17 protein-coding genes are annotated in these 21,289 nt (G+C 56.9%); 3 read left to right on the forward strand and 14 right to left on the reverse strand.

Annotated elements, in window-relative coordinates:
- Positions 1-173: 173 nt before the first annotated feature.
- Positions 174-1,718 (reverse strand): glucose-6-phosphate dehydrogenase, encoded by a 1,545-nt coding sequence (zwf, locus tag SH661x_RS15110; RefSeq protein ID WP_437222969.1) that lies wholly within the window; start codon positions 1,716-1,718, stop codon positions 174-176.
- A 185-nt stretch (positions 1,719-1,903) separates the two neighbouring features.
- On the opposite strand from zwf, the gene SH661x_RS15115 reads away from it, so the two are divergent.
- Both SH661x_RS15115 and ychF read left to right on the forward strand, forming a co-directional pair.
- Positions 1,904-2,752, forward strand: a complete 849-nt coding sequence (locus SH661x_RS15115; protein WP_437222971.1) for a hypothetical protein — start codon at positions 1,904-1,906, stop codon at positions 2,750-2,752.
- Between the two features lie 212 nt (positions 2,753-2,964).
- Positions 2,965-4,056, forward strand: a complete 1,092-nt coding sequence (gene ychF / locus SH661x_RS15120) for a redox-regulated ATPase YchF (protein ID WP_437222974.1) — start codon at positions 2,965-2,967, stop codon at positions 4,054-4,056.
- A gap of 99 nt (positions 4,057-4,155) precedes the next feature.
- On the opposite strand, the gene SH661x_RS15125 is transcribed toward ychF, so the two are convergent.
- Positions 4,156-4,836, reverse strand: coding sequence for an LON peptidase substrate-binding domain-containing protein (locus tag SH661x_RS15125; RefSeq protein ID WP_437222976.1), 681 nt, complete (start codon positions 4,834-4,836; stop codon positions 4,156-4,158).
- The gene (locus SH661x_RS15130) at positions 4,833-5,213 is read right to left on the reverse strand and encodes a DUF309 domain-containing protein (protein ID WP_437222979.1); all 381 of its coding nucleotides are present in this window, start codon (positions 5,211-5,213) and stop codon (positions 4,833-4,835) included. Before SH661x_RS15130 ends, SH661x_RS15125 begins: the two co-directional genes overlap by 4 nt.
- A gap of 132 nt (positions 5,214-5,345) precedes the next feature.
- On the opposite strand from SH661x_RS15130, the gene nth reads away from it, so the two are divergent.
- Positions 5,346-6,020: an endonuclease III gene (gene nth, locus SH661x_RS15135; RefSeq protein WP_437222982.1), complete on the forward strand. Its 675-nt coding sequence runs from the start codon at positions 5,346-5,348 to the stop codon at positions 6,018-6,020.
- Between the two features lie 13 nt (positions 6,021-6,033).
- Here the strand turns inward: nth and SH661x_RS15140 are convergent, their stop codons facing one another.
- The 11 genes from SH661x_RS15140 to SH661x_RS15190 all read right to left on the reverse strand — a co-directional run bounded on the left by SH661x_RS15140 (position 6,034) and on the right by SH661x_RS15190 (position 20,826).
- On the reverse strand, positions 6,034-6,813 hold the full coding sequence (locus SH661x_RS15140; RefSeq protein ID WP_437222985.1) for a class I SAM-dependent methyltransferase: 780 nt from the start codon (positions 6,811-6,813) through the stop codon (positions 6,034-6,036).
- A gap of 10 nt (positions 6,814-6,823) precedes the next feature.
- Positions 6,824-7,954, reverse strand: coding sequence for an ABC transporter permease (locus tag SH661x_RS15145; RefSeq protein ID WP_437222987.1), 1,131 nt, complete (start codon positions 7,952-7,954; stop codon positions 6,824-6,826).
- On the reverse strand, positions 7,951-10,707 hold the full coding sequence (gene rbbA, locus SH661x_RS15150; RefSeq protein ID WP_437222990.1) for a ribosome-associated ATPase/putative transporter RbbA: 2,757 nt from the start codon (positions 10,705-10,707) through the stop codon (positions 7,951-7,953). Before rbbA ends, SH661x_RS15145 begins: the two co-directional genes overlap by 4 nt.
- A 130-nt stretch (positions 10,708-10,837) precedes the next feature.
- Complete coding sequence (locus SH661x_RS15155) at positions 10,838-11,998, reverse strand: HlyD family secretion protein (RefSeq protein ID WP_437222993.1); 1,161 nt, start codon at positions 11,996-11,998, stop codon at positions 10,838-10,840.
- A gap of 204 nt (positions 11,999-12,202) precedes the next feature.
- Positions 12,203-12,931, reverse strand: coding sequence for an LOG family protein (locus SH661x_RS15160; RefSeq protein ID WP_437222996.1), 729 nt, complete (start codon positions 12,929-12,931; stop codon positions 12,203-12,205).
- A gap of 60 nt (positions 12,932-12,991) precedes the next feature.
- A complete protein-coding gene (locus SH661x_RS15165; protein ID WP_437222999.1) occupies positions 12,992-14,185 on the reverse strand; it encodes an acetate/propionate family kinase in 1,194 nt (397 codons plus the stop codon).
- A gap of 54 nt (positions 14,186-14,239) precedes the next feature.
- On the reverse strand, positions 14,240-15,013 hold the full coding sequence (ppk2, locus tag SH661x_RS15170) for a polyphosphate kinase 2 (RefSeq protein WP_437223002.1): 774 nt from the start codon (positions 15,011-15,013) through the stop codon (positions 14,240-14,242).
- A gap of 55 nt (positions 15,014-15,068) precedes the next feature.
- On the reverse strand, positions 15,069-15,908 hold the full coding sequence (locus SH661x_RS15175; RefSeq protein ID WP_437223004.1) for a class II glutamine amidotransferase: 840 nt from the start codon (positions 15,906-15,908) through the stop codon (positions 15,069-15,071).
- 125 nt (positions 15,909-16,033) lie between these two features.
- On the reverse strand, positions 16,034-18,496 hold the full coding sequence (locus tag SH661x_RS15180) for a phosphoketolase family protein (protein ID WP_437223007.1): 2,463 nt from the start codon (positions 18,494-18,496) through the stop codon (positions 16,034-16,036).
- Between the two features lie 110 nt (positions 18,497-18,606).
- Positions 18,607-19,866, reverse strand: coding sequence for a hypothetical protein (locus SH661x_RS15185; protein WP_437223009.1), 1,260 nt, complete (start codon positions 19,864-19,866; stop codon positions 18,607-18,609).
- Between the two features lie 57 nt (positions 19,867-19,923).
- Positions 19,924-20,826: a YybH family protein gene (locus SH661x_RS15190; RefSeq protein ID WP_437223011.1), complete on the reverse strand. Its 903-nt coding sequence runs from the start codon at positions 20,824-20,826 to the stop codon at positions 19,924-19,926.
- Between the last annotated feature and the right edge of the window lie 463 nt (positions 20,827-21,289).

The raw sequence follows: 21,289 nt of genomic DNA on the forward strand, positions 1-21,289 counted from the left end.
GGTCTCCACAGAGGTCCACATCAAGCGTAATTCGACGTTGATCCAGCGGGGTTCAAGTGTGACGAAACTCCCCCGACGGGATCTGAGTCGCCGGATCCTCATTGGTCCGTTCATCAACAGGCTGATGCCGAGCACGAGTCCCTCGCGCACCGCATCTTGCGATCCCCGTTTCGTTACTTCCCGCTGGGAGTTCTCCACGTGCGGCCTTCATCTTTCAGAAGGTCGGCAGCGGCTTTCGGTCCCCATGTCCCGGCGGGATAGAGAATCGGCTGATGGTCCGGTTCAGCCCAGCGTTTCAAAACGGGATCCAGAAATGCCCATGCTGCCTCCAGCTCATCGACGCGAGTAAACAGCGTCGAGTCCCCGCGGATGACGTCCAGCAGAAGGCGTTCATACGCTTCTGGCAGAGAAGCTTCGAATGCCTTGTGAAAGTCGAAGTCCATATCGACCGGTTGCAGTTGGTACTGCATGCCGGGGTGTTTGGCAGAGAAATGCAGTGCAATCGATTCGCGTGGCTGAATGCGGAAGATCAACGAGTTCGGACGGCTTTCCACCATCTCGCAGATGTTCCCTTCGCACTCCACTGTGTGAAACAGATTCATGGGAGGGAGTTTGAACTGGATTGCGATTTCACTCACACGCGCCGGCATCCGCTTGCCTGTGCGAAGATAGAACGGGACTCCCGCCCACCGCCAGTTGTCAATCCGCGCTTCGATGGCCACAAACGTTTCCGTGCGTGAATCGGGAGCAATGCGGTCTTCATCCACGTACGCTTTGACTTTTTCGCCGTTGATGGAAGAAGCTGCGTACTGTCCTGCAATGGCCCAGGAGTCGACCCCCTTGTCGCTGCCCGGATGAAGTGTGTTCAGGACTTTGAGCTTCTCATCCCGGAGACGCTCTGCATCGAAGAGAGCGGGAGGCTCCATCGCCACCAGACACAGCAACTGGAGAACATGGTTCTGCAGCACGTCCCGTAGTGCTCCCGACTCGTCGTAATATCCGCCTCGTCCTCCTTCGATCCCTTGCGATTCTGCCACGGTGATCTGCACGTGATCGACATGATTGCGATTGAAGAGGGGTTCGAAGATCGCATTCCCGAAACGGAACAGCAGGATGTTCTGAACCGTCTCCTTCCCGAGATAATGATCAATGCGATAAATCTGCTCTTCCTGCAGAAACGTGGAGAGGTCGGCAGCCAGTTGACGGGCCGAGTCCAGATCATGTCCGAACGGCTTTTCCACAACGACCCGCAGTTTGGACGCGTCGGGGGGAATCATCCCTGCAGCTGCCAGCCCTTTGACGGAGGGCAGGAACAGTTCGGGGGTGAGGGCGAGATAGACGATGCGTTCGCCGGGCAGCCCGAGTTCGGCTTCCAGTTCTTCGACCTTACCTTTGAGTGCCTCGAAGTCACTCCCCTGCATCAGGTCTGCCTGGATGTACCGAAGTCGATTGGAGAACGATTCCCAACCCTGTTCAATTTCGTTGGCAGGGACAAATTCCAGAAGTGTGGTTTTCAGTTCTTCCCTGAACTCTTCGTGGCTCTTGCCGCGACGAGCGACTCCAATGATCGGAGTTTTCTCGGGCAGATACCCGTTTCGAGAAAGGGAGAAGAGAGCTGGGATCAGTTTCCGGCTCGTCAGGTCTCCAGAAGCTCCAAAGATGATCAATGTTGGATTCTGCATGGCGACGCTGCGGCCTGGGGCAACCGATGCTTGCATGAGTCTCGTCCTGGCAATTCTGCCTGATGGTTCGCATTCGAAGAAAGTGGTGGACTTCAAGTCGCGTCAAGTCTCTCAACTCTCGACACTCGACGCGACTTCCGAGTATCTTGTCCATTCACAGGCCACTTGTCAGCCCTGCGGCAGGGAAGACTCGGACAGTTTCGTCAACTTGCGTCAATCACATGAAATCTCACCTTCGCGTCATTCATTGGAATCTGCTTCCATTTGCAGTATTTCTCACCGGACTGACGTTGTCAGGGTGCGGGCAGAAAACGTACGAGGAACGGTTACAGCAAAGCCGGCTGTTCTACGAATACCTGCAGACGGTGGATGAAGGGCTGGCGTCACCCGCGTGGAATCGACCAGAAATCGGGATGTCAATGCGGCTGCCGAAGCCATTTCGTGCCCCGATGCCGGGTCCGTCCACGTTCAAAGACAAGGATGGCGACCTGACGACCGGTCCCGATCCGCGTGAAAAGACTTCGTTAGGGGTTCCGTTGCCGGGGCTGGTTGAAGCGTGGGAAACCACGCTCGATTCCGATGATGGTCAACCGAACGCATGGATCTATCTCGTCTCCAATCAATCCCGTTTTCGGGATGCCGATCAGGGGGGCGAGCCTCCGGCCGAATTTCTGACGGATCTGGAAAACGAACTGATGCGGGTCTTTCAGGTGACCATTCCTGAAGGGGAGACCAGCAAGGTCGGTGACAATGTCCGCTTCCGTCAGTGGAACCCGGCACAGAACTCGGCATATGCACTCTACACCAAGCCCAAAGACTATACCGTCATTCGGTTCGTCCCGGACCCGGAATTTAACGCCGCCGACCTGATGGCCACCGTCTACGAACGAAAGATCGGGAAGCTGCAGGTGGCTCTGGTCGTCCTGACACGCAAGTCGACGAGTGCGGCCTTCCGGCAGCGGGTTGAACTGGCTCTGGGAACATTGGATATCGAGGAAGTGATTTCCAAGCAGAAGCGTCCGGGCGGCGGGGCCGGTGGAGCATCGTCCCCCTCTTCGAGTGGATTCTAGACCGGTTTGATCTATCATGTGCAGGCGATTCACGATTTCCACCGCAGGATGGTCCACGTGATCGCCGGCAAAACGTGGTCGTTCTTTCGCGAAACTGCTCTGATCGACTCCCGGTAGGTCCGCCGGACCGCACCTGGGCCGGTGTTCGCCGAATGCAGTACCGGTGCAGTCCCATTTTTTTCTTCTTTTGATACAGCAAGTGATCCGGAAACATGGAAGCAGGTATTGTCGGTCTCCCGAACGTCGGTAAAAGCACTCTTTTCAACGCCCTGACCTCGTCAAAAGCAGCCCAGAGTGCGAATTACCCCTTCTGCACAATCGATCCCAATGAAGGGGTCGTCAGCGTTCCTGACCCGCGACTGGACGTCATCGCCAAATTCTTCAATCCGCAGAAGATCATCCCGGCTGCATTGAAACTTGTTGACATCGCCGGGATTGTCAAAGGGGCCAGCGTGGGAGAAGGGCTGGGGAACAAGTTTCTCAGCCACATCCGTGAAGTGGATGCCATCATGCAGGTGGTCCGCTGCTTTGAAGATCCCGATGTGACTCACGTCTCCGGCAAGGTCAACCCCCTGACCGACATCGAAATCATTGAGACAGAGCTGATGCTGGCGGACATGCAGACGCTCGAAAACATGAAGAGCAAAGCCGAACGCGCAGCCCGGACAGGGGACAAGGAGGCGAAAGAGCGGGTCGCTGTCATCCAGAAATGCCTCGCTGAGCTCGATCAGGCTCGCCCATTGCGCAAGCTCGAATGGGAACCTGGCGAGAAGAAGATCCTTGAGAGCTTCGGCATGATGACTTCCAAGCCGATCCTCTATATCGCCAACGTTGACGAATCCGATCTGGAAGGGAATGGGCCACTCGTGCAGCAGGTGCGTGAATACGCAAAGAGCAGCGGGGCCGATGTGGTTCCGATCTGTGCCAAGCTCGAAGCAGAGATCGCGGAACTGGACGAGCCGGATCGCAAGGAGATGCTGGAATCGGTCGGCCTGCAGGAAGCATCACTGGGAGCGCTCGCCCGCGCGATCTACCACACTCTGGGACTGCAAAGTTACTTCACAGCAGGTCCGAAAGAAGTTCGGGCCTGGACGATTCCGATCGGGGCCACCGGACCGCAGGCGGCCGGCGTGATTCACTCCGATTTCGAACGGGGATTCATCCGGGCCGAAGTCTATTCAGTTGCCGATCTGGAAACGTTCCATACCGAAGCTGCCATCCGTCAGGCCGGCAAGCTGCGAGTCGAAGGGAAGGCCTACGTCGTGAAGGACGGGGATATCTGCCACTTCCTGTTCAACGTCTGAGCCGGAAAGCACCTTGTCGAATGGCATCACTTCACTGTGAGCCATTCGACTCCGGCAGGTCGAGCGATCAACGGGCTCGGTCCATTGTGGAATGAACCTTCAGTTCAACCCGAAGGTCGGAATGGAATCCCCTCGCACCCGGCTGCGATTGCAGGCGTCAATCAGCATCTGGCAGCGGAGATGCACATGCGGTTGTGCGAGCAAGGCGGTCAGATCCGGCAGAGTGAGATGCAGCGAGGCGGCCGACAGATCGCACAACGGCCCCAGAGGAAGTTCACACTCCAGCAGGAACGACATTTCGCGAATGGTCAATTCCTGGCAACGGTCCGTCAGCAGCGTCATGATCTTCCGGCGTAGACCGGCGTGATCAAGTTTGGTCAACGCTGAGTACCGGTCGGGCAAGTTTTCCACTTCAGCAAAAGTTGTCGCCGTACCGAGTGTCGTATCCGGTCGATATCGTGCGCGGGAGATCCCTTTCAACAGGACCGGACCCGGCTGGGAATTCGATTGAGGGTAAGTTTGCAGTTCCGCAATGCAGCCGATCGAAGTTTCAGTTGCCGATAGTTGTCGGCCGGAACTTTCCGGGATCACCAGCACACGACGTGGCGCAGCCTGGTGACGGTCCGTCATCAATGTCTCAGGCAGATTCCTGACCGGGAACGGAATGATCCCGTGCGGGAGAAGCACCTGATTGGACAACAGGAGGACGGGGAGCTGCTGGCATCGGGATCTCAGGGGGGTTGGTTCACAGGGGTTGATCAACATTTCAATCACACTCATTGGATATGAAGCTGCGGAATCAAAGACTCATTCAATATGACATTCTCAGGATAGCTCTGGTGTTCACCGAGCAGGGGACGAAAGCACTCATCGAACTCCATCCGGAATCTCGCCAGATCGACACCGTAATGACGGTCTTCAAAATGACTGAGATAGCGGATCGCCGAATCGTGCATCTTTCTCGCGCCTGCCAGGTTTCCTCCTTCGAAGTGAAACAGGGCCACCGAGGCATGGATGAGGCCCTGAAAGAAATCGCGGTCAACTCCCATCACCTCCGCCCAGATCTCTTCAAGGACATCATGGCAGGCAAAAAACTCCCTGGCGTTGAAGTGATCGATCGCCTGCTGAAACGAAACGCGTTGTGTGTCATCCAGCATTGGAACTTCCTGCTCTGGCCCGGTTTCTAATCGGACGTGGAGACCGATGTCTAAGGCAATTTCCTTGCATTTTGCGTGTTTTTTCCCCTATTACTGCACCTGCTCGAGACTCGCGTTTTCAGAAATCAACAGATGCCCGATATGCCCCCCAGTTTTGATGACCAAAAGCAACGTGCCCGAAAAATCATTGCCCGACTCGACAAGGCCTATCCGGATGTCGAATGCGCCCTGGACCATCGTAACCCGTTTGAATTGATTGCTGCCACGATCCTTTCGGCGCAGTGTACCGATCAGCGGGTGAACCTCGTGACGCCGGAATTGTTCGAGCGGTTTCCGACCCCCGCATCACTTGCGCAGGCAGACCTCGAAGAAGTCGAAAAGATCATCCAGTCCACCGGCTTCTTCCGCGCCAAAGCCAAAAGTCTTGTCGGAATGGCGCAGGGGGTTGTGAACGATTTTGGAGGAGAGATTCCCAGGTCGGTCGACGAGCTGACGCAGCTGCCTGGGGTGGGGCGAAAGACTGCCAACGTCGTGCTGGGGGTCGCTTACGGAATTGCCACCGGCGTTGTGGTGGACACGCATGTCCGCCGCATCTCGAACCTGCTGGGGCTGACCGTCAGCCAGAATCCGGAGATCATCGAACGGGACCTGATGCGGATTCTGCCTAAGAAATCGTGGATCAACTTTTCTCATCAGTTGATTCACCACGGTCGAAAGATCTGCATCGCCCGACGTCCGAAGTGTCTGGAATGTCCGCTGCTGCAACTTTGCCCACGTGTCGGCCTGCCGCCATTGAAATTGAAATGAAGCGAGCTGAGGATTAAACACTCCAAACGTATCCAGCGAACACCTTCGTCTCGTACTCCATCACGACATGGCCATTTACGTTGTGGGCATCGAAAATGCGATTCAACTCGTCTATGACCTGCTGATGTCGAGGATCTCCCGCTGCGGGGACGAAGGAAGAAGAGAGGGCCCGCCCCATCAGCCCGTCCCGGTCAAACAACTGCTGTGACGGGAAAACCGCCTGCTGCATCGTCCCCGGCTTGAAGAAGCCGCCCAGCCGCTGGATCACCTGCTCTGTATGCTGACCCACCTGCCGGAAGTCCGTCAGATCACTCTGCAGAAAACGTTCATAGGCTTCGAGGAATGGACTTCCGGTGGGCTTGCGATCGTTCCAGACAATCAGCACCAGCCCGGGCGGTTTGAGAATCCGGATGAACTCATCCCGCGTCCTTGAGAGATCAAACCAGTGAAATGCCTGCGCACAGGTCACAACGTCAATAGACTGATCCGGCAGAGTCGTTGCTTCGGCATTACCGTTGACGCTGCGGAAGCGTGGTGATGATCCCAGCGAGCGTTCCGCTGCGAGTCTCATCTTTTCATTCGGTTCGACAGCAAGCACTCGATTGCCGTGGGCCAACAGCAGCTCCGAGAAGATTCCTGTTCCCGAGCCGACGTCGGCCACCACGTCACTTGAGACCAGTCCCAGCTTTTCGCGTGCAAACTCAAGGACCTCAGCCGGGTAGCTCGGACGAAACTTCGCGTAGTCGCCGACACGATTTGAAAATCGTTCGCGGGATCGAAACTCTTCCGGCATGGGACTCTCCTTATTTCGTCACGGCGATCGATCTCCGGAACAGGCTGAGGCTGTAGATGAAGAATCCCAGTCCGATGGCAGCCACGGTGAGGAACTGAGGCCACACCGCCTGCAGCCCACCGCCTCGATAAATGATCACCTGAGAGAAACTCACGAAGTGTCGCGAAGGAAGCAGGAATGTCAGGTACTGCAGCCAGATGGGCTGACTTTCCACCGGTGTCGATCCCCCCGACAGCAGCTGCAGGACGATGACGATGAGAATAATCAGCAGCGAGAACTGAGCCATGGAGCGGGAGATCGTCCCGAGAAAAATTCCCAGCGCGGTCGCGAAGAACAGATACAGCAGGACACCCGCCAGCCAGAGAGGGACAGAGCCCGCAAACGGGACCTGCAGGGCCCATTTCACCACGATGAACATTGAAGCGACGGTCGCGACGAGAATCACCAGTCCGTTCGCCAGAACCTTCGCCATGGCAATCTCAAACGCATTCAGCGGCATCACGAGCAGATGCTCCAGCGTGCCATGTTCGCGTTCCCGCAAAACGGCCGCCCCTGTCAGCACCACCGTCAGCAGGGTGATCTGATTGATGATCGCCACGACGCTGGTTCGCCAGGAAGAAACGCCGTTCGGATTGAACAATTTGCGGATGACAAGATTGACCGGTGCAGGCGGAGCCTGATCGGTGCGCGACAGATAATTCGACACTCGCTCGGTGATAATATTCTTGATATACCCGGACCCGACCGCCGCCTGCTGCATGGCTGTCGCATCGATATTCAGCTGCACGCTGGCAGTCCTGCCTGCTTTCAGGTCGAGTTCGAAGCGAGGCGGAATGACTACGACGAACATGTACTTTCCGCGGTCCATCAAATCTTCCACGACATCCGCCGAGATCAGGACCGGCTGCTGAAATCGCGGAGGATAGAATGAGTTCATCAACTCCTTGGAGAGGGTGGACCCGTCTTCATCGACAAACGCCAGCGAAGCGTTGTTGACTTCGCTCGAGATCCCGGTCGCCTGAATGTAAATCGCCCCTGTGAACGCGTAGATCACAAAGAGCAGCATCACCAGGTCGCTGCACAGGCTGCGAAGTTCTTTCAGCCCGAGCCAGAGAATATTCAGCAGAGAAGTCCTGTTCATCGTTCCTGCTTTCTGAGTCCAATCATGCTGACCAGCCAGAGAATGGGAATGCAGCATGCCAGAAAAATCAGGTCAGGCATCATGAGTGCAGCACTCAGCCCCTTGGTATAGGCTCCCACACTGGAATGCATGTAATAGGTCGTGGGCCAGATGGCCCCGATCAGTCGGGCTCTTCCTTCAAGCGTGGAGACCGGTTGCAGAAGTCCGGAGAACTGGACTGACGGCATGATGGTAATGATGGCCGTGATGAAGACTGCGGCCACCTGGCTACTGGTGAATGTCGAGATCAGCATGCCAATCCCGGTCGTCACGGTCACATACAGCAGGGTGCACAGCGTGAGCATCAGGAAACTTCCCTTGATGGGAACGCCGAAGACGATCAGTGCCATCGCCGCAAGAATGAAGAAGTTCAGCATCCCGATGACGATATACGGAATCTGCTTGCCCAGCAGGTATTCAATCCGCCGCGTCGGCGTGACATAGAAGTTGATCATCGAGCCCAGTTCCTTCTCGCGGACGATGCTGACTGCCATCAGAATGGCTGGAATCAGAATGAGCAGTAACGCGGGAACGCTTGGGACGATGGAATAGATGCTGAGAAAAGACGGGTTGTACATGTACCGATCTTCAACCTGCACGGTCCCCACGGGCGATTCATACTGCAGCCCGTTGGCGGGATCCTGCAGAATGGTGTACTGCACCCCCTGCACATACTGAGCGATGTTCTCACCGCGGAACGTATCGGCACCATCGACCTGCGCCAGCACTTCGGCCGGAATTCCTTTCCGGAAGTTTCGCCCGAAGTTTGGAGGGATCTCCATCAACAGGGAGATGGAATCCGACTGCATTCGGTGCAGCCCCTGTTCCTGCGAAGTGACGTTGGGCATCCTCGTGAAGTACCGGGTCGTGCCGGCGAACTGTTCCAGATATGTCCGGCTTTCAGGGCTTTGGTCAAGATCCATCGTCGCATAGCGAATATGCTCGATGTCGGTTGTGATTCCAAATCCGAAGGCCAGCATCAGCAATGCCGAACCGACAAATGCAAACAGCAGACGGACCGGATCGCGAACAATCTGCACTGCCTCGTTCCGTGTATAGGCCAGTGTTCTTCCAACCGCGAGTTGAACGGGCGAGAGGGCAGCGTGTTCAGCGGGTTCAGATGCGACGATTGCGGCCTGTTCCTCAGCGGTCTCAACGTCCCCCCGGACGTCCTCCTCGATGGCGTCCTGCATGTAGCCGATGAATGCGTCTTCCAGACTGGATGCTCCCCGGGCATCAATCAGCTTCTGCGGTTCATCGCAGGCGAGGACGCGGCCTGCATGCATCAGCGAAATCCGGTCACAGCGCATCCCCTCGTTCATGAAGTGCGTCGTGACGAAGATGGTGACTCCCTGGTTGCGGGACATGTCGACCAGCAGTTCCCAGAAGCTGTCACGAGCCACCGGATCGACCCCCGATGTCGGTTCGTCGAGAATCAGCATTTCCGGTTCATGCAGCACAGCGACCGCAAGGGACAACCGCTGTCGGAGCCCCATCGGAAGATCACCCGCGGGGGCATCCAGATGCGATCTCAGACCGAACTTATCGACAAGTTCTTCAATGCGTGCCTTGGCTTTGTCTGGAGGAAGGTGATACAGGCGTGCATCCAGCACCAGATTCTCGCGGACGGTCAATTCCCCGTAGAGAGAGAAAGCCTGCGTCATGTAGCCCAGATTGCGACGGACTTCCAGACTTCCGGCCTCGACCGATTTTCCAAAGAGCGTGGCTGTCCCTTCCGTGGGAGGAAGCAGCCCGGTCAGCATCTTCATCGTGGTCGACTTGCCGCAGCCGTTGGAACCGAGGAACCCGAAGATCTCTCCCCGTTCAATCGACAGCGTGACATGATCAACGGCGACAAAGTCACCGAAACGCCGCGTGAGGCCATGGGCATCGATTGCGATTTCTGACTGGCCCGTCGCACGGGGAGGGATGATCAGTTCTTGATGCCCCATCCTTTTTTCTTCAGGGAGCAGTGCGATGAAGCACTTTTCCAGGTCGGAAGTGTTCGTCCGCTCCATGAGTTCTTTCGGAGTGCCGGTCGCCAGCACCTTTCCGGCATCCATTGCGACAATCCAGTCCCATTGCTGAGCCTCATCCATATATGCGGTTGAGATGAGAACGCTCATCCCCGGACGCTGGGCCCGGATGTCGTCGATGAGGGTCCAGAACTGCTGGCGTGAAAGCGGATCGACACCGGTTGTCGGTTCATCGAGAATCAGCAGGTCGGGATCATGGACCAGTGCGCCGCACAGTCCGACCTTCTGTTTCATCCCTCCGGAAAGCTTCCCGGCGGGCCGGTTCGCGAACGGCGCAAGACCGGTCGCTTCCAGAAGGGCCTTGATGCGAACAGGGCGTTCACTCGCAGACAGACCGAACAGCTGTGCCATGAAATCGACGTTGTCGTAGACGCTCAATTCCAGGTACAGGTTCTTCCCCAGCCCCTGCGGCATGTACGCGATGCGCGGACACGCATCGCGCCGGTGGATCACGCTGGCGATATCGCCGTCCAGAACGGTGACGTTTCCCTGCTGCAGCACTTTGGAACCGGCGATGATGGCCATCAACGTCGACTTGCCGACGCCGTCCGGTCCGACGATGCCGACCATCAGTCCGCGCGGAAAGTCGATCGACAGCTGATCCAGCGCGACGGTGCTGCCGTATCGATGAGTCACTTCTTTGACGGAAACAACAGGCTTGTCGTTCGACATCGTCATCTTTACTGCAAGCGAGAAACTCAGCGAATGAACGGACCGTGCGCGACGCGGGAGCAAGTCACTTCATGGTTCATGATGAAACACCCGTACGATGACAGGGCATCCGGATACCCCGGAATGCCAGGCCTCGTCAATTCGACTTGGGTTCTGCCGATGGAGTTTCTTCAGTCACAGGGGGAGCGGCTTCACTCGCTTCGCCTGCGCTGCTGCCGTCAGCGGGGGCTGGTTCGGCTCCTTTCGGAGGAGGGGTGACGAGGTTCTGCAGGAACGGCGGCCACTGGGCGTTCTCGTCGTATTTCACATAACCCACCCCGCGAACCCCGGTTTTCACACGTTCGATGTACGAGGCAACCAGTTCTTCCGGGACCTGAATCTTGACGCGGAACATCAGCTTGTCGCGTTCGTTTTTCGTTTCGACCTGCTTGGGCGTGAACTGCGCTTCGGGCGACACGAACGTGACGGAGCCTGCTGCCGCCCGCCCTGGAGCATGGTCCACCGTCACACGCGCATCGGACCCGATTTTCAACAGCGAAGCCACTCCCGCCGGCAGGAAGATTTCCATATAGACATCTTCGAGATTGACCAGCGTCAGCGCCTTGCCACCGGCACCGAGAACTTCACCCTCTTCCGCCAGCCGGTAGAGAACTCGCCCGCGTACCGGAGATTTCAATGTGGCGTCGTCGATGCGGGTCTGGATTTTATGCACCTGGGCCTGCGAGACCTCCACTTCCTGCTGCGCGGTTCGCAACTTGGCTTCATCTTCAGCCAGCGCTGCCTTCTGCACTTCCAGATTGGCTTCCCTGCGGTCGTACTCCTGCTGCGTCCCGGCATTGGATTCGAGCAGTTTCTTGTACCGATCGAATTCAACCTTCGCGAGATTCATTTCGCTTTTCGCACGGACGACCGTGGAGGTACTGGCGGCGACCCGCTCCTGATCGGAAGCGACCGTCGCTTTCGCTTCGGCAAGCTCTGCTTCGAGCGTGGAGGTGTCCATCTCCACGAGCACCTGACCCCGGCTGACGATGCTTCCCTCTTTCACGAGGATTTTCTTCACTCGCAGAGGTTCGCGTGCAGCAATATCGACGAGTTTCGCCTCGATTCGACCGTTGCCTGAAGCGATCCCCGGGGGCAGGGTGGACTGCCGGGATTGCCAGACCTGATATCCAGCGACGGAAATCACAATCGCCACCACAAGGACGGCAAAGTCTTTTTTGGCCATCGAACGCTGTTCCCGCATGAAGAAGATGATGGTGAATGAAGTGGTCTTGAGTCTGTCAAATTGCTGCTTCAAGAGCAATCACGCTGCGAGGCCCCATGAAGGGTGAACGGTCAAAAGCGACGTACAACGCATGTGAACCGAACATTCAAAAGGCCTTTCCCCTGTCTGGAAGCGACCTCGCATTGGCCTTCGTGGGAAAACTCAAGTTGAAATTTGTCTGGTGACCACGCTGATCTTAATCATTTGCCATGAATTTCGACTCGCTGCCTGGAGCAGTCACTGTGATGATTGTTTCTTCTCCAACCATCTGGAGTGACTTTCCCGGATGAGTCGAATGGCCTCTTCTCCGGTTTGCACGCATTGGGGGATTTTAACGTCCTGTGCGGAGGCCAGCGGTGGGTCGGTCGACAGCAAGGCGTCCTCCGCCCAGTGCAGTAATCCTTTCCACATCGGGCCGACAAGAATGAGCGGCGTCTCGCGAACATGCTGCACCTGCAGCAGCTGCCAGATCATCGTCATTTCCAGAAGCGTGCCGATTCCTCCCGGCGCGACGACATAGGCGTCTGACATGAGAACAAACTGGTGCAGGCGAGTGAAAAACGTGCGATGTTGAAACGCCTGAAGTACGAACGGATTCAGATGTTGTTCAAATGGCAGGTCGACACGGATTCCGACAGAGCGATCGTCATCGCCGTTGGCTGCGGCAGCCCCTTCGTTGGCAGCCTGCATCAATCCGGGCCCGCCCCCTGTGATGATGTCGCACCCCATTTCCGCAAGCGCGGTTGCGATCCGTTTTACCTCTTCATAGGCGGAGGTCCCTGGTTTGGCTCGCGCCGAACCGAAAATGGTGACCCGATACTGGTCCTGCTTCGACGGCTTCAATCGGCTCAGGTTATTGACGACATCCCACAGGCTGAACATCGTACTGACAAGAATCTCCTTGACCGCTTCTTCGTCGGCAAGGCTGACTTGCTGGTTTGCCCTGGGAGAATTTGCATCGGGCATACTCATGTTGATCCGTTCGCTAGATCTGATTCATTCTGACTGGATGTTCGGGCTGTTTTCTTACTCAGCTTCAAGGACCGACAGGACTTCACGGAACATCGTGAGATCCTCCCGCGTGTGAATGATGAGAATTCGTCCCGGTGAGGTGCTGCTGGAAATCTCAGCATCCGGTGTTGATGACGCGTTTCGATCGGGGGCCAGCATCAGTCCGAGACACTCAAGCCCCTGACACGCTGACGCCCGAATTCCCGCTGCGTGCTCTCCCACTCCCGCGGTGAAAACTAAGGCGTCCACTCCCCCCATCGTCACCGCCAGCGAACCGATCGCCTGCCGGATCCGGTACGTATAGATCTCGATCGCAAGCTGGGCCTGTTCATTTCCCTGATCGGCCGCAGCCTGAACCTGCCGGAGGTCTCCGGAGATCTGCGAAACCCCGAGGACGCCCGACTGACGATTCAACGCTGTTTCAATTTCACCCGCCAGCATGCCGTGCCTGAGCTGCATTTCCAGAATGATGCTGGGATCGATCGTTCCGCAGCGGGTTCCCATCATCAGTCCTTCCAGTGGCGTCATCCCCATGGTGGTTGCCACGCTCCGGCCGTTTTGAATTGCAGCAGCGGAACACCCATTGCCGAGATGACAGATCACCAGTCGCAACTGCTCCAGCGGGCGTCCGAGCAGCTCGGCAGCGCGATGCGAGCAGTACGCGAAACTCAGCCCATGAAATCCATACCTCCGAACACCCAGTTCGCGCGTCCAGTGGTTTGGGACGGGATAGGTATAAGCGTATCGCGGGAGAGTCGCGTGAAACGACGTGTCGAACACGGCCACGTGAGGGATGTCCGGAAGTTCGCTTTCAGCGGCACGCAGGGCCTCCAGACTCGGTGGATTGTGCAGCGGCGCAATGACTGAAAGTTCCGCAATTCTCGAGCGGACCTCTTCCGTGATGCGAACTGACGAAGTGAACGCTCCGCCATGCACGATCCGGTGACCGACCCCCTGCATTGGAATCGTCGAGTCGCTCCCCCCGATGCCAATGGCCCGGAGATCGGCGAGGAACCGGCGGACGGCATCGCCATGATTTCGACAGGGGATGTCTCCCTCAGTGATCTGATGGGTTCCGGAACTGAACTCGTAGCGGGTCGCTGTCCCTGTCCAGTCAACAAGACCTTTCGCGATCGCCGGAGCGTCCGCCGACTGCATCAGCGTCGCCTTCAGGCTGCTCGATCCGGAATTGAGAAGGAGGATGCTCACGTTGTTATTCGTCACTGTAGAATGGCCACGAATCGATGGGGCGGAACATTTCTATCAATACTTCTCCGGGACAAAGCGACGCCCCACGAGTGAGGCCTGGTCATCATACTTGCCTCGCTTCGATCTCTTCGGAAGGGAGATCTTGGGACGGGGAGCTTCCTCATAGGGAATCTGACTGAGGAGATGCGAAATGCAGTTTAAACGGGCCCTGCGTTTGTCATCCGATCGCACGAGGTGCCATGGGGCTTCTTCAGTGTCCGTGGCATCCAGCATCAGGTCACGGGCTTCGGAATACTCGTACCATTTTTCATAGGACTCCAGATCCATCGGGCTGAGCTTCCAGCGACGCATTGGATCCTTCAGCCGAGCTTCAAATCGCTCCTCCTGCTCTTCCTGACTCACTTCCAGCCAATATTTCACAAGGATGATCCCGGATTGAACGGCGAAGCTTTCAAATTTGGGACAATTGGACAGAAAAGACTGATACTCCTCTTTCGTGCAGAAGCCCATCACATATTCCACACCGGCGCGGTTGTACCAGCTGCGATCGAACACCACGACTTCCCCTGCAGCTGGAAAGTGCTGCAGATACCGCTGCGCGTAAATCTGTGTTTTCTCGCGTTCGGACGGTGCTGACAGGGCAACTTTCCGGAAGACCCGCGGGTTGACCCGTTCCATGATCGCCTTAATCGTCCCTCCTTTCCCTGCAGCATCTCTCCCTTCAAAAACGATCACGACCCGCAGACCTTTGTGAATCACCCAGTCCTGCAGTCGGCAGAGTTCCGTCTGCAGTTTCTCCAGCTGCGTCTCGTATTCTTTTCGCTTCATAGTGACCTGTTTTCGGGAAGTGAATTCGACTCGGCCAGTCCTGAACGAAACCGGTTCACGCTGCGGAGGCTGCGAGTTTGACCGGTTTGAACGGAAAGATGTCGAGATTTCCTGCACGGCATCGCACTGCGGTTGACTGGGAGATCGGTTCCCACATCTGCTGAAAAGCACCGATGGGTTCTGAAACCAGCACGCGAGTCGAATGCCCGAGAACCTGCTTTAAGTACGGATTGATGGTGAAAATGTCATCCATATCGCGACTGTGATACAGGCTCGGAGCGTCCCCATCACTGGCATACCGAACACCGTAGAGAGTCTGTCCATTACTGACGGCGACGGTCATCCACAGGCTTTCGGGAATGCCGTGTGCTTGTGCCGTCTCTTCGATGAAACCCGCCATCCTCGCCAATGCCCCCAACGGATCGGACTCCAGACCGAACGTCACCGCGAGATAAAACATGATCTCCGAGTCCGTCGTTCCCAGAATGTTTGAGAACAATTCGGGAGCGATTCCCAGCAACAGGTCGCGTCGAATTTTTTCAATCTCAAAGATTTCTCCGTTGTGAACGAACAGCCAGTTGCGATATCGGAACGGATGGCAATTTGTCTCCTGCACGGTCGCCTGGGATGTCGCCCGCACATGAGCCAGGAACAGCGGTGTTTCAATCTGGGAGGCCAGGTCACGGAGGTTGAAATCATTCCACGCTGGGCGAATGCTGCGATAGAGTCCCGCCCGCCCCTGATAGCCGTACCAGCCGATCCCGAAGCCATCCCCGTTGGTCGGTGTTTCCCGGGAGTGTGACGCCATGCTTTGGTCGATCAGCGAATGCTGCGGTTTAAAGAGCAGTTCTTCCATCAGAATCGGCGAACCGGAATAAGCCATCCAGCGACACATGGCAGAACTCCTTGACAGGTTGAATGATCGTCAATCGGCAATTCCTGAGAAAACAGTGGGTCGTGGACAGTGGGCAGTTTGAAGCCGGCGACAAAGTCGCAGCTGGTCCAGAACCTCATCGCTGCTTAGACATTGTCCCCTTCCGTGGATGTTCCGGGAGAGGCGAAGTGATCTTGAGCTCCCCATTTCCATCCGCTGATCGAAGGAAGGTCATCCCCGTGCTTCTCGATGTACTGCCGGTGTTCCACCAGCTTGTCCTGAATCGCCTGCTTGAAGTAGGCCGCCCGGGCTCCCAGTTGCGGCAGACGATCGATGACATCACCCACCAGATGAAACCGGTCGAGGTCGTTGAGCACCACCATGTCGAAAGGAGTGGTGGTCGTCCCGACTTCTTTGTATCCGCGCACGTGGAAGTTGTCGTGATTCGTGCGGCGGTAAGTCAGGCGGTGAATCAGCGACGGGTATCCGTGAAAGGCGAAAATGACAGGCTTGTTCTTGGTAAAGAGTGCATCGAAGTCGTGGTCGGAGAGTCCGTGGGGATGCTCGCGCTCCGGCTGCAGCTTCATCAGGTTGACGACGTTCACCACCCGCACCTTCAGTTCCGGAAGATGGCGTCGCAGCAGGTCGACTGCGGCCAGCGTCTCCAGAGTCGGAACGTCACCGCAGCAGGCCATCACGACATCGGGTTCGCTTCCCTGGTCGTTGCTGGCCCAGTCCCAGATTCCCAGTCCACGGGTGCAGTGCTTGACCGCCTGATCCATGGTGAGCCATTGCGGCGCATTCTGCTTCCCCGCCACCACGACGTTGACATAATTCCGGCTCCGCAGGCAGTGATCCGTCACCGACAGCAGGCAGTTGGCGTCCGGCGGCAGATAGACTCGCACCACTTCTGCCCGCTTGTTAATGACATGGTCGAGAAAGCCGGGGTCCTGATGCGAGAACCCATTGTGATCCTGACGCCAGACATGGCTGGAGAGCAGATAATTCAGCGATGCGATGTCCCGTCGCCAGGAAATGTGGTTGCAGACCTTCAGCCACTTGGCGTGCTGATTGAACATCGAATCGATGATATGAATGAACGCTTCATAGCATGAGAAGAAACCGTGACGCCCCGTCAGCAGGTAGCCCTCGAGCCACCCCTGGCACTGGTGCTCGCTGAGCACTTCCATGACGCGACCATCCGGCGAGAGATGATCATCCTCCGGGTAGATCTCCGCCATATAGCAGCGGTTGGTGACCTCGAGCACATCCTGCCAGCGGTTCGAATTGTTCTCGTCCGGGCTGAAGAGTCGAAAGTTCTTTCCGGGAAGGTTCAGCTTCATCACATCACGAAGATACCGTCCCATCTGCCGGGTCGATTCCGCCATCGTTCCGCCGGGATTCGGAACGTCGACCGCATAATCACGGAAGTCCGGAAGCCGAAGGTCACGGAGCAGCAGTCCTCCGTTGGCATGGGGATTCGCACTCATACGGCTTTCCCCAGCCGGAGCGAGTGAGGCCAGTTCCGGTCTGAAGACTCCTCCTTCATCGAAGAGTTCTTCCGGGCGATAACTCTTCATCCAGCCTTCAAGAATGCGGATGTGTTCCTTTTTGTCCATGTCCCCCATGGGAACCTGATGGCTGCGCCAGTAGTCTTCGCATTTCTTACCGTCGATCTCTGCCGGGCAGGTCCATCCTTTCGGAGTGCGGAAGACAATCATCGGCCACGCGGGCCGCTTTAAGTTCCCGTTCTCCCGGGCATCCTTCCAGATCGATTTGATCGAGGCGGTCGCGTCATCAAGAGCGGCAGCGAGTTGCTGATGGACCTTAGCAGGATCGTGACCTTCAACAAAGATCGGACGATAGCCCATCCCCTCGAAGTATTTCTGCAGCTCCTCATGAGGAATCCGTGCCAGATAGCAGGGATTGGCGATCTTGTAGCCATTCAGATGAAGAATCGGGAGAACAGCACCGTCCCGTTGCGGATTGAGGAACTTGTTCCCATGCCAGCCTGTGGCCAGCGGACCCGTCTCCGCCTCACCATCTCCCACGATGCAGGAGACAATCAGGTCAGGGTTGTCGAAGGCCGCCCCGTAAGCGTGACTCAAGGCATATCCCAGTTCGCCCCCTTCGTGAATGCTGCCGGGCGTTTCCGGGGCAACATGGCTGGGGATTCCGCCCGGAAAGCTGAACTGTTTGAACAATCGCTTCATGCCATCAGCATCGGGACTGATGTTCGGATAAACCTCGCTGTAGGTCCCTTCGAGGTAGGCATGAGCCACCAGGGACGGACCGCCATGCCCGGGACCGATGATGTAGATCATGTTCAAGCCGTCCCGCTTGATGATCCGGTTCAGATGCACATACAGCATGTTCAGACCGGGGGAAGTCCCCCAGTGTCCCAGCAGCCGTGGCTTGATGTGCTCCCGCTGGAGTGGCGTCCTCAACAGCGGGTTGTCCATTAAATAAATCTGCCCGACCGACAGATAATTCGACGCCCTCCAGTAAGCGTCCATCTTCGCCAGTTCATCAGCGTTTAATGGCTGCGAACTGGTAGAAGAATTGACATGACGTTGCGATTCCTCTGAACGAAGCAGCGTGGACGACATCGTATCATTCCTGAAGGAAAGAGGATGGTGCAGCACGGTTCCCGGTCGGGAGCTGGTCGAAATCGACAACGTCGGCAGCAGTGCGCCCGCTGGATGATAACATTAAAGAATCACTTTTGCTCCTCCCTGGGAGATGCCGACGGATCATTCAATCGCACCATCAGCCATTGCTGGGTCTGGCCGTTCGCAAAGTGAACCAGCGTCTGGACCGTATCGGTCGTCAGGTTTGCAATTCCGGTTTCCATGATGGGGCGGGATTGATCATCAACATGCCAGGCAACCCGCTGGCTGCTTTTGTCCGCCATTCCTTCAATCGCCTGCGTGGTGTCGTTCGCAGAGTTATAGAGCGTTCCACCGACAATTCCTTCCTTGCTGATCGCCAGCTGCAGAAACAGACTCGGATCGGGGCCGGTGGCCTGTCCGGCGGGGGTTAACGCAAACACGCCGAGTGGAAGCCAGTCCTCTTTCGAAACGTCGACCTGAGGAGCACTCTGGGCAATGTCCTGAGCCTGTTGTGCATACTCTTCTTCCGAAGCGACTGCGTTATCGCCATAGTAAACGGTGCCGTTGTCGTAATAAACGTTGTCACCGTAATTGTAATAAACCGGTTCTCCCCAACCGTACGCAACCCAGCCTGTCAGCGCTCCCCAGGTGGCCCAGCGATAAGGACGATTGATTCTCCAAGCAGCCCAGTTGGGATAGTCGCTCCAGAAATCCAGACGGGGATGGTTGTCACGAACCTGATCCCGAACTTCGTCGCGCCGCTGATTGCGGTCTGCACGCCCCTGTTCACGGTCGCCGATCCAGTCGGCTCGGTTGCCGGCCCCAAGACGATCACCCAGACCATCAGAAGGACGAAGACCGTCTCGATCCCCTGGTCCCACGCCGTCCCCAACTTTTCCGGGTCGCCCGTCGTTGCCGGGGAGAGTCGATGGACGTGTGTTTGTATTCCGGAGAAATTCTCCAGCAGCCCCGCCGGTGGCAGTTCCCTGGCCGGCACCCGGTTTGATGTTCAGAAAGTTGTTCAGGTCGCCCGCTGACGGGCGTGAAGCTGTTCCGGTTCCGGCGCCTGGGCGTGCCCCGGCAGCAGTGGTCGGAACGCGTGAGGGGGATGCCCCGGGCCGCACGTTGCCCGCCTGACCGACGTTCGGACGGGGCGTTGTCGGACGCGGAGCCGATGGTCTCGAAGCGGGTGAATTCATGGAGGGAGATCGGGACATCCCGCCCCCGAAGTTGGAAGGTCCCCGAGAAACTCCACGGCTGGCTCCGCCGACTGGACCTCCCCCGCGACCGCCACGTGCTTCGCATTCATGGGACGGAATGACGCACAATGCAAAAGAGAGGATCAATGCACTTTGAAGACGCTTCATGGTTGCCCCGCGAAAAGATGATTTCGAAAAATGTCAGTTCAGAAAGGGAGTCGACGATTACTCAGCACTTGGTTGCCGGACAACGATCGTCTCGTCGACATTTGGAAGAAGTTCACCGCCGGTCACCCGATTGACAGACTGCCAGCTCATGGTGTTCTGATCGATCTGTTTCATGATGTTGACCGCGGAACTCTTCCTTCCATCCGCTTCAGTTCCAGTCGCGTGGATGTACCAGGTGTCATTCTTGCGAGTCCATGTCCCCTCACCGAAACCGCCTGAGGAGTCGAAGACCCAGGAACGAATCTTCTGAGTCGTCGGATCCCAGCCCACGATCTGGAATCCCGCCATGTCGGTGCGTCCAAGGACCGAAACCTTGAACCAGCGAATGATGAAGTTCTGGTTCTTCGTCCACTGGCAGGTTGTTTCAATGCTGCTGACGTCGTCCTGATCGATCCAGCTGCCGATCATCCATTCGAGGTCTTTCAGATGGTCGTAGTTGGACGGTTCGACCAGGATTTCTTCTTCGGTGACCCGATCGAGAAGCCATTGCCCGTCATGTTTGATGAAGACGGCGGTGTACTCCGACTCTTCCGATTTCTGATCGGCTCCGGTCACTTTCGCCGTTCCCGCTTCAATGGCCACGTTGGGGGAAATGAACTCAATGGACTCCGTCTGCGCCTCCAGCTTTCCGCCGGGAACCTCTGCGAACCTCTTCACGAACAGGGCTTCGATTGCCTCTCGTCCAGCGACTTGCACTCCACTGTCGGGAATGACGTAAACGGCCGAAGGTAACCACAGCGCAGCGAGCGCCTTTCCATCACCGGCGTTATAGGCAGCCACATACGCGTCGACAGCCTGTCGAATGGCAGCTTCGTCGGCCCCTCGGTCGACGGGATCAGCACCCAACGCGGACTGGCAGATGCAGGCAATCGTGGTGATCACAATGAAGAGGTGTCTCAACGGGTGCTCCTTCTGGTTCTGATCGGATTTTGAACTGAATCCTAGCCCCAAATTCACGAACAGGACGTCGACACGACGACAAAAAATGGGCCGCGAATTTTTTCGAAGAGACCGTTTTTGACACCCTTGCTGGTCGGCCGGACAACTCCCAGAGTTCCATAGCGGACGGGACGGCTTCGACCAAACTCAAGCGAACGCCATACCAGATTCCGTTTCAGACAGAATGGCGGACTGGGAGGTGTGAGACAGCTTCGCGCGCCGACGACACGATTCAATCACGATTCTCGGGGATGCTCCTCCGGCCCCAACTCTCCGAAGCCGCGAACGGGAAAATCCAGTTCGAATGCGGAGTGAGACTCCTGCGAGACCTCCGGGAGAAGTCGGTACTCCACAAACCGCCTGCAGGATCCCGTTCGACTGCCCTCGTACACAAACGCACATGGGGTGACAGCCTCGCACAGTC

Origin of the sequence: Planctomicrobium stercoris (assembly GCF_051465655.1) — a bacterium.
GTDB lineage: Bacteria > Planctomycetota > Planctomycetia > Planctomycetales > Planctomycetaceae > Planctomicrobium.

Bases quoted from the DNA above. Each gene is read 5' to 3' on its own strand.
- SH661x_RS15145 (WP_437222987.1), bottom strand. From the start codon at position 7,954: ATGAACAGGACTTCTCTGCTGAATATTCTCTGGCTCGGGCTGAAAGAA.
- SH661x_RS15185 (WP_437223009.1), bottom strand. From the start codon at position 19,866: ATGAAGCGTCTTCAAAGTGCATTGATCCTCTCTTTTGCATTGTGCGTC.
- SH661x_RS15115 (WP_437222971.1), top strand. From the start codon at position 1,904: ATGAAATCTCACCTTCGCGTCATTCATTGGAATCTGCTTCCATTTGCA.
- SH661x_RS15125 (WP_437222976.1), bottom strand. From the start codon at position 4,836: ATGAGTGTGATTGAAATGTTGATCAACCCCTGTGAACCAACCCCCCTG.
- SH661x_RS15175 (WP_437223004.1), bottom strand. From the start codon at position 15,908: ATGTGTCGCTGGATGGCTTATTCCGGTTCGCCGATTCTGATGGAAGAA.
- ppk2 (WP_437223002.1), bottom strand. From the start codon at position 15,013: ATGAAGCGAAAAGAATACGAGACGCAGCTGGAGAAACTGCAGACGGAA.
- SH661x_RS15180 (WP_437223007.1), bottom strand. From the start codon at position 18,496: ATGTCGTCCACGCTGCTTCGTTCAGAGGAATCGCAACGTCATGTCAAT.
- rbbA (WP_437222990.1), bottom strand. From the start codon at position 10,707: ATGACGATGTCGAACGACAAGCCTGTTGTTTCCGTCAAAGAAGTGACT.
- SH661x_RS15130 (WP_437222979.1), bottom strand. From the start codon at position 5,213: ATGCTGGATGACACACAACGCGTTTCGTTTCAGCAGGCGATCGATCAC.
- nth (WP_437222982.1), top strand. From the start codon at position 5,346: ATGCCCGATATGCCCCCCAGTTTTGATGACCAAAAGCAACGTGCCCGA.
- ychF (WP_437222974.1), top strand. From the start codon at position 2,965: ATGGAAGCAGGTATTGTCGGTCTCCCGAACGTCGGTAAAAGCACTCTT.
- SH661x_RS15140 (WP_437222985.1), bottom strand. From the start codon at position 6,813: ATGCCGGAAGAGTTTCGATCCCGCGAACGATTTTCAAATCGTGTCGGC.
- SH661x_RS15160 (WP_437222996.1), bottom strand. From the start codon at position 12,931: ATGCCCGATGCAAATTCTCCCAGGGCAAACCAGCAAGTCAGCCTTGCC.
- zwf (WP_437222969.1), bottom strand. From the start codon at position 1,718: ATGCAAGCATCGGTTGCCCCAGGCCGCAGCGTCGCCATGCAGAATCCA.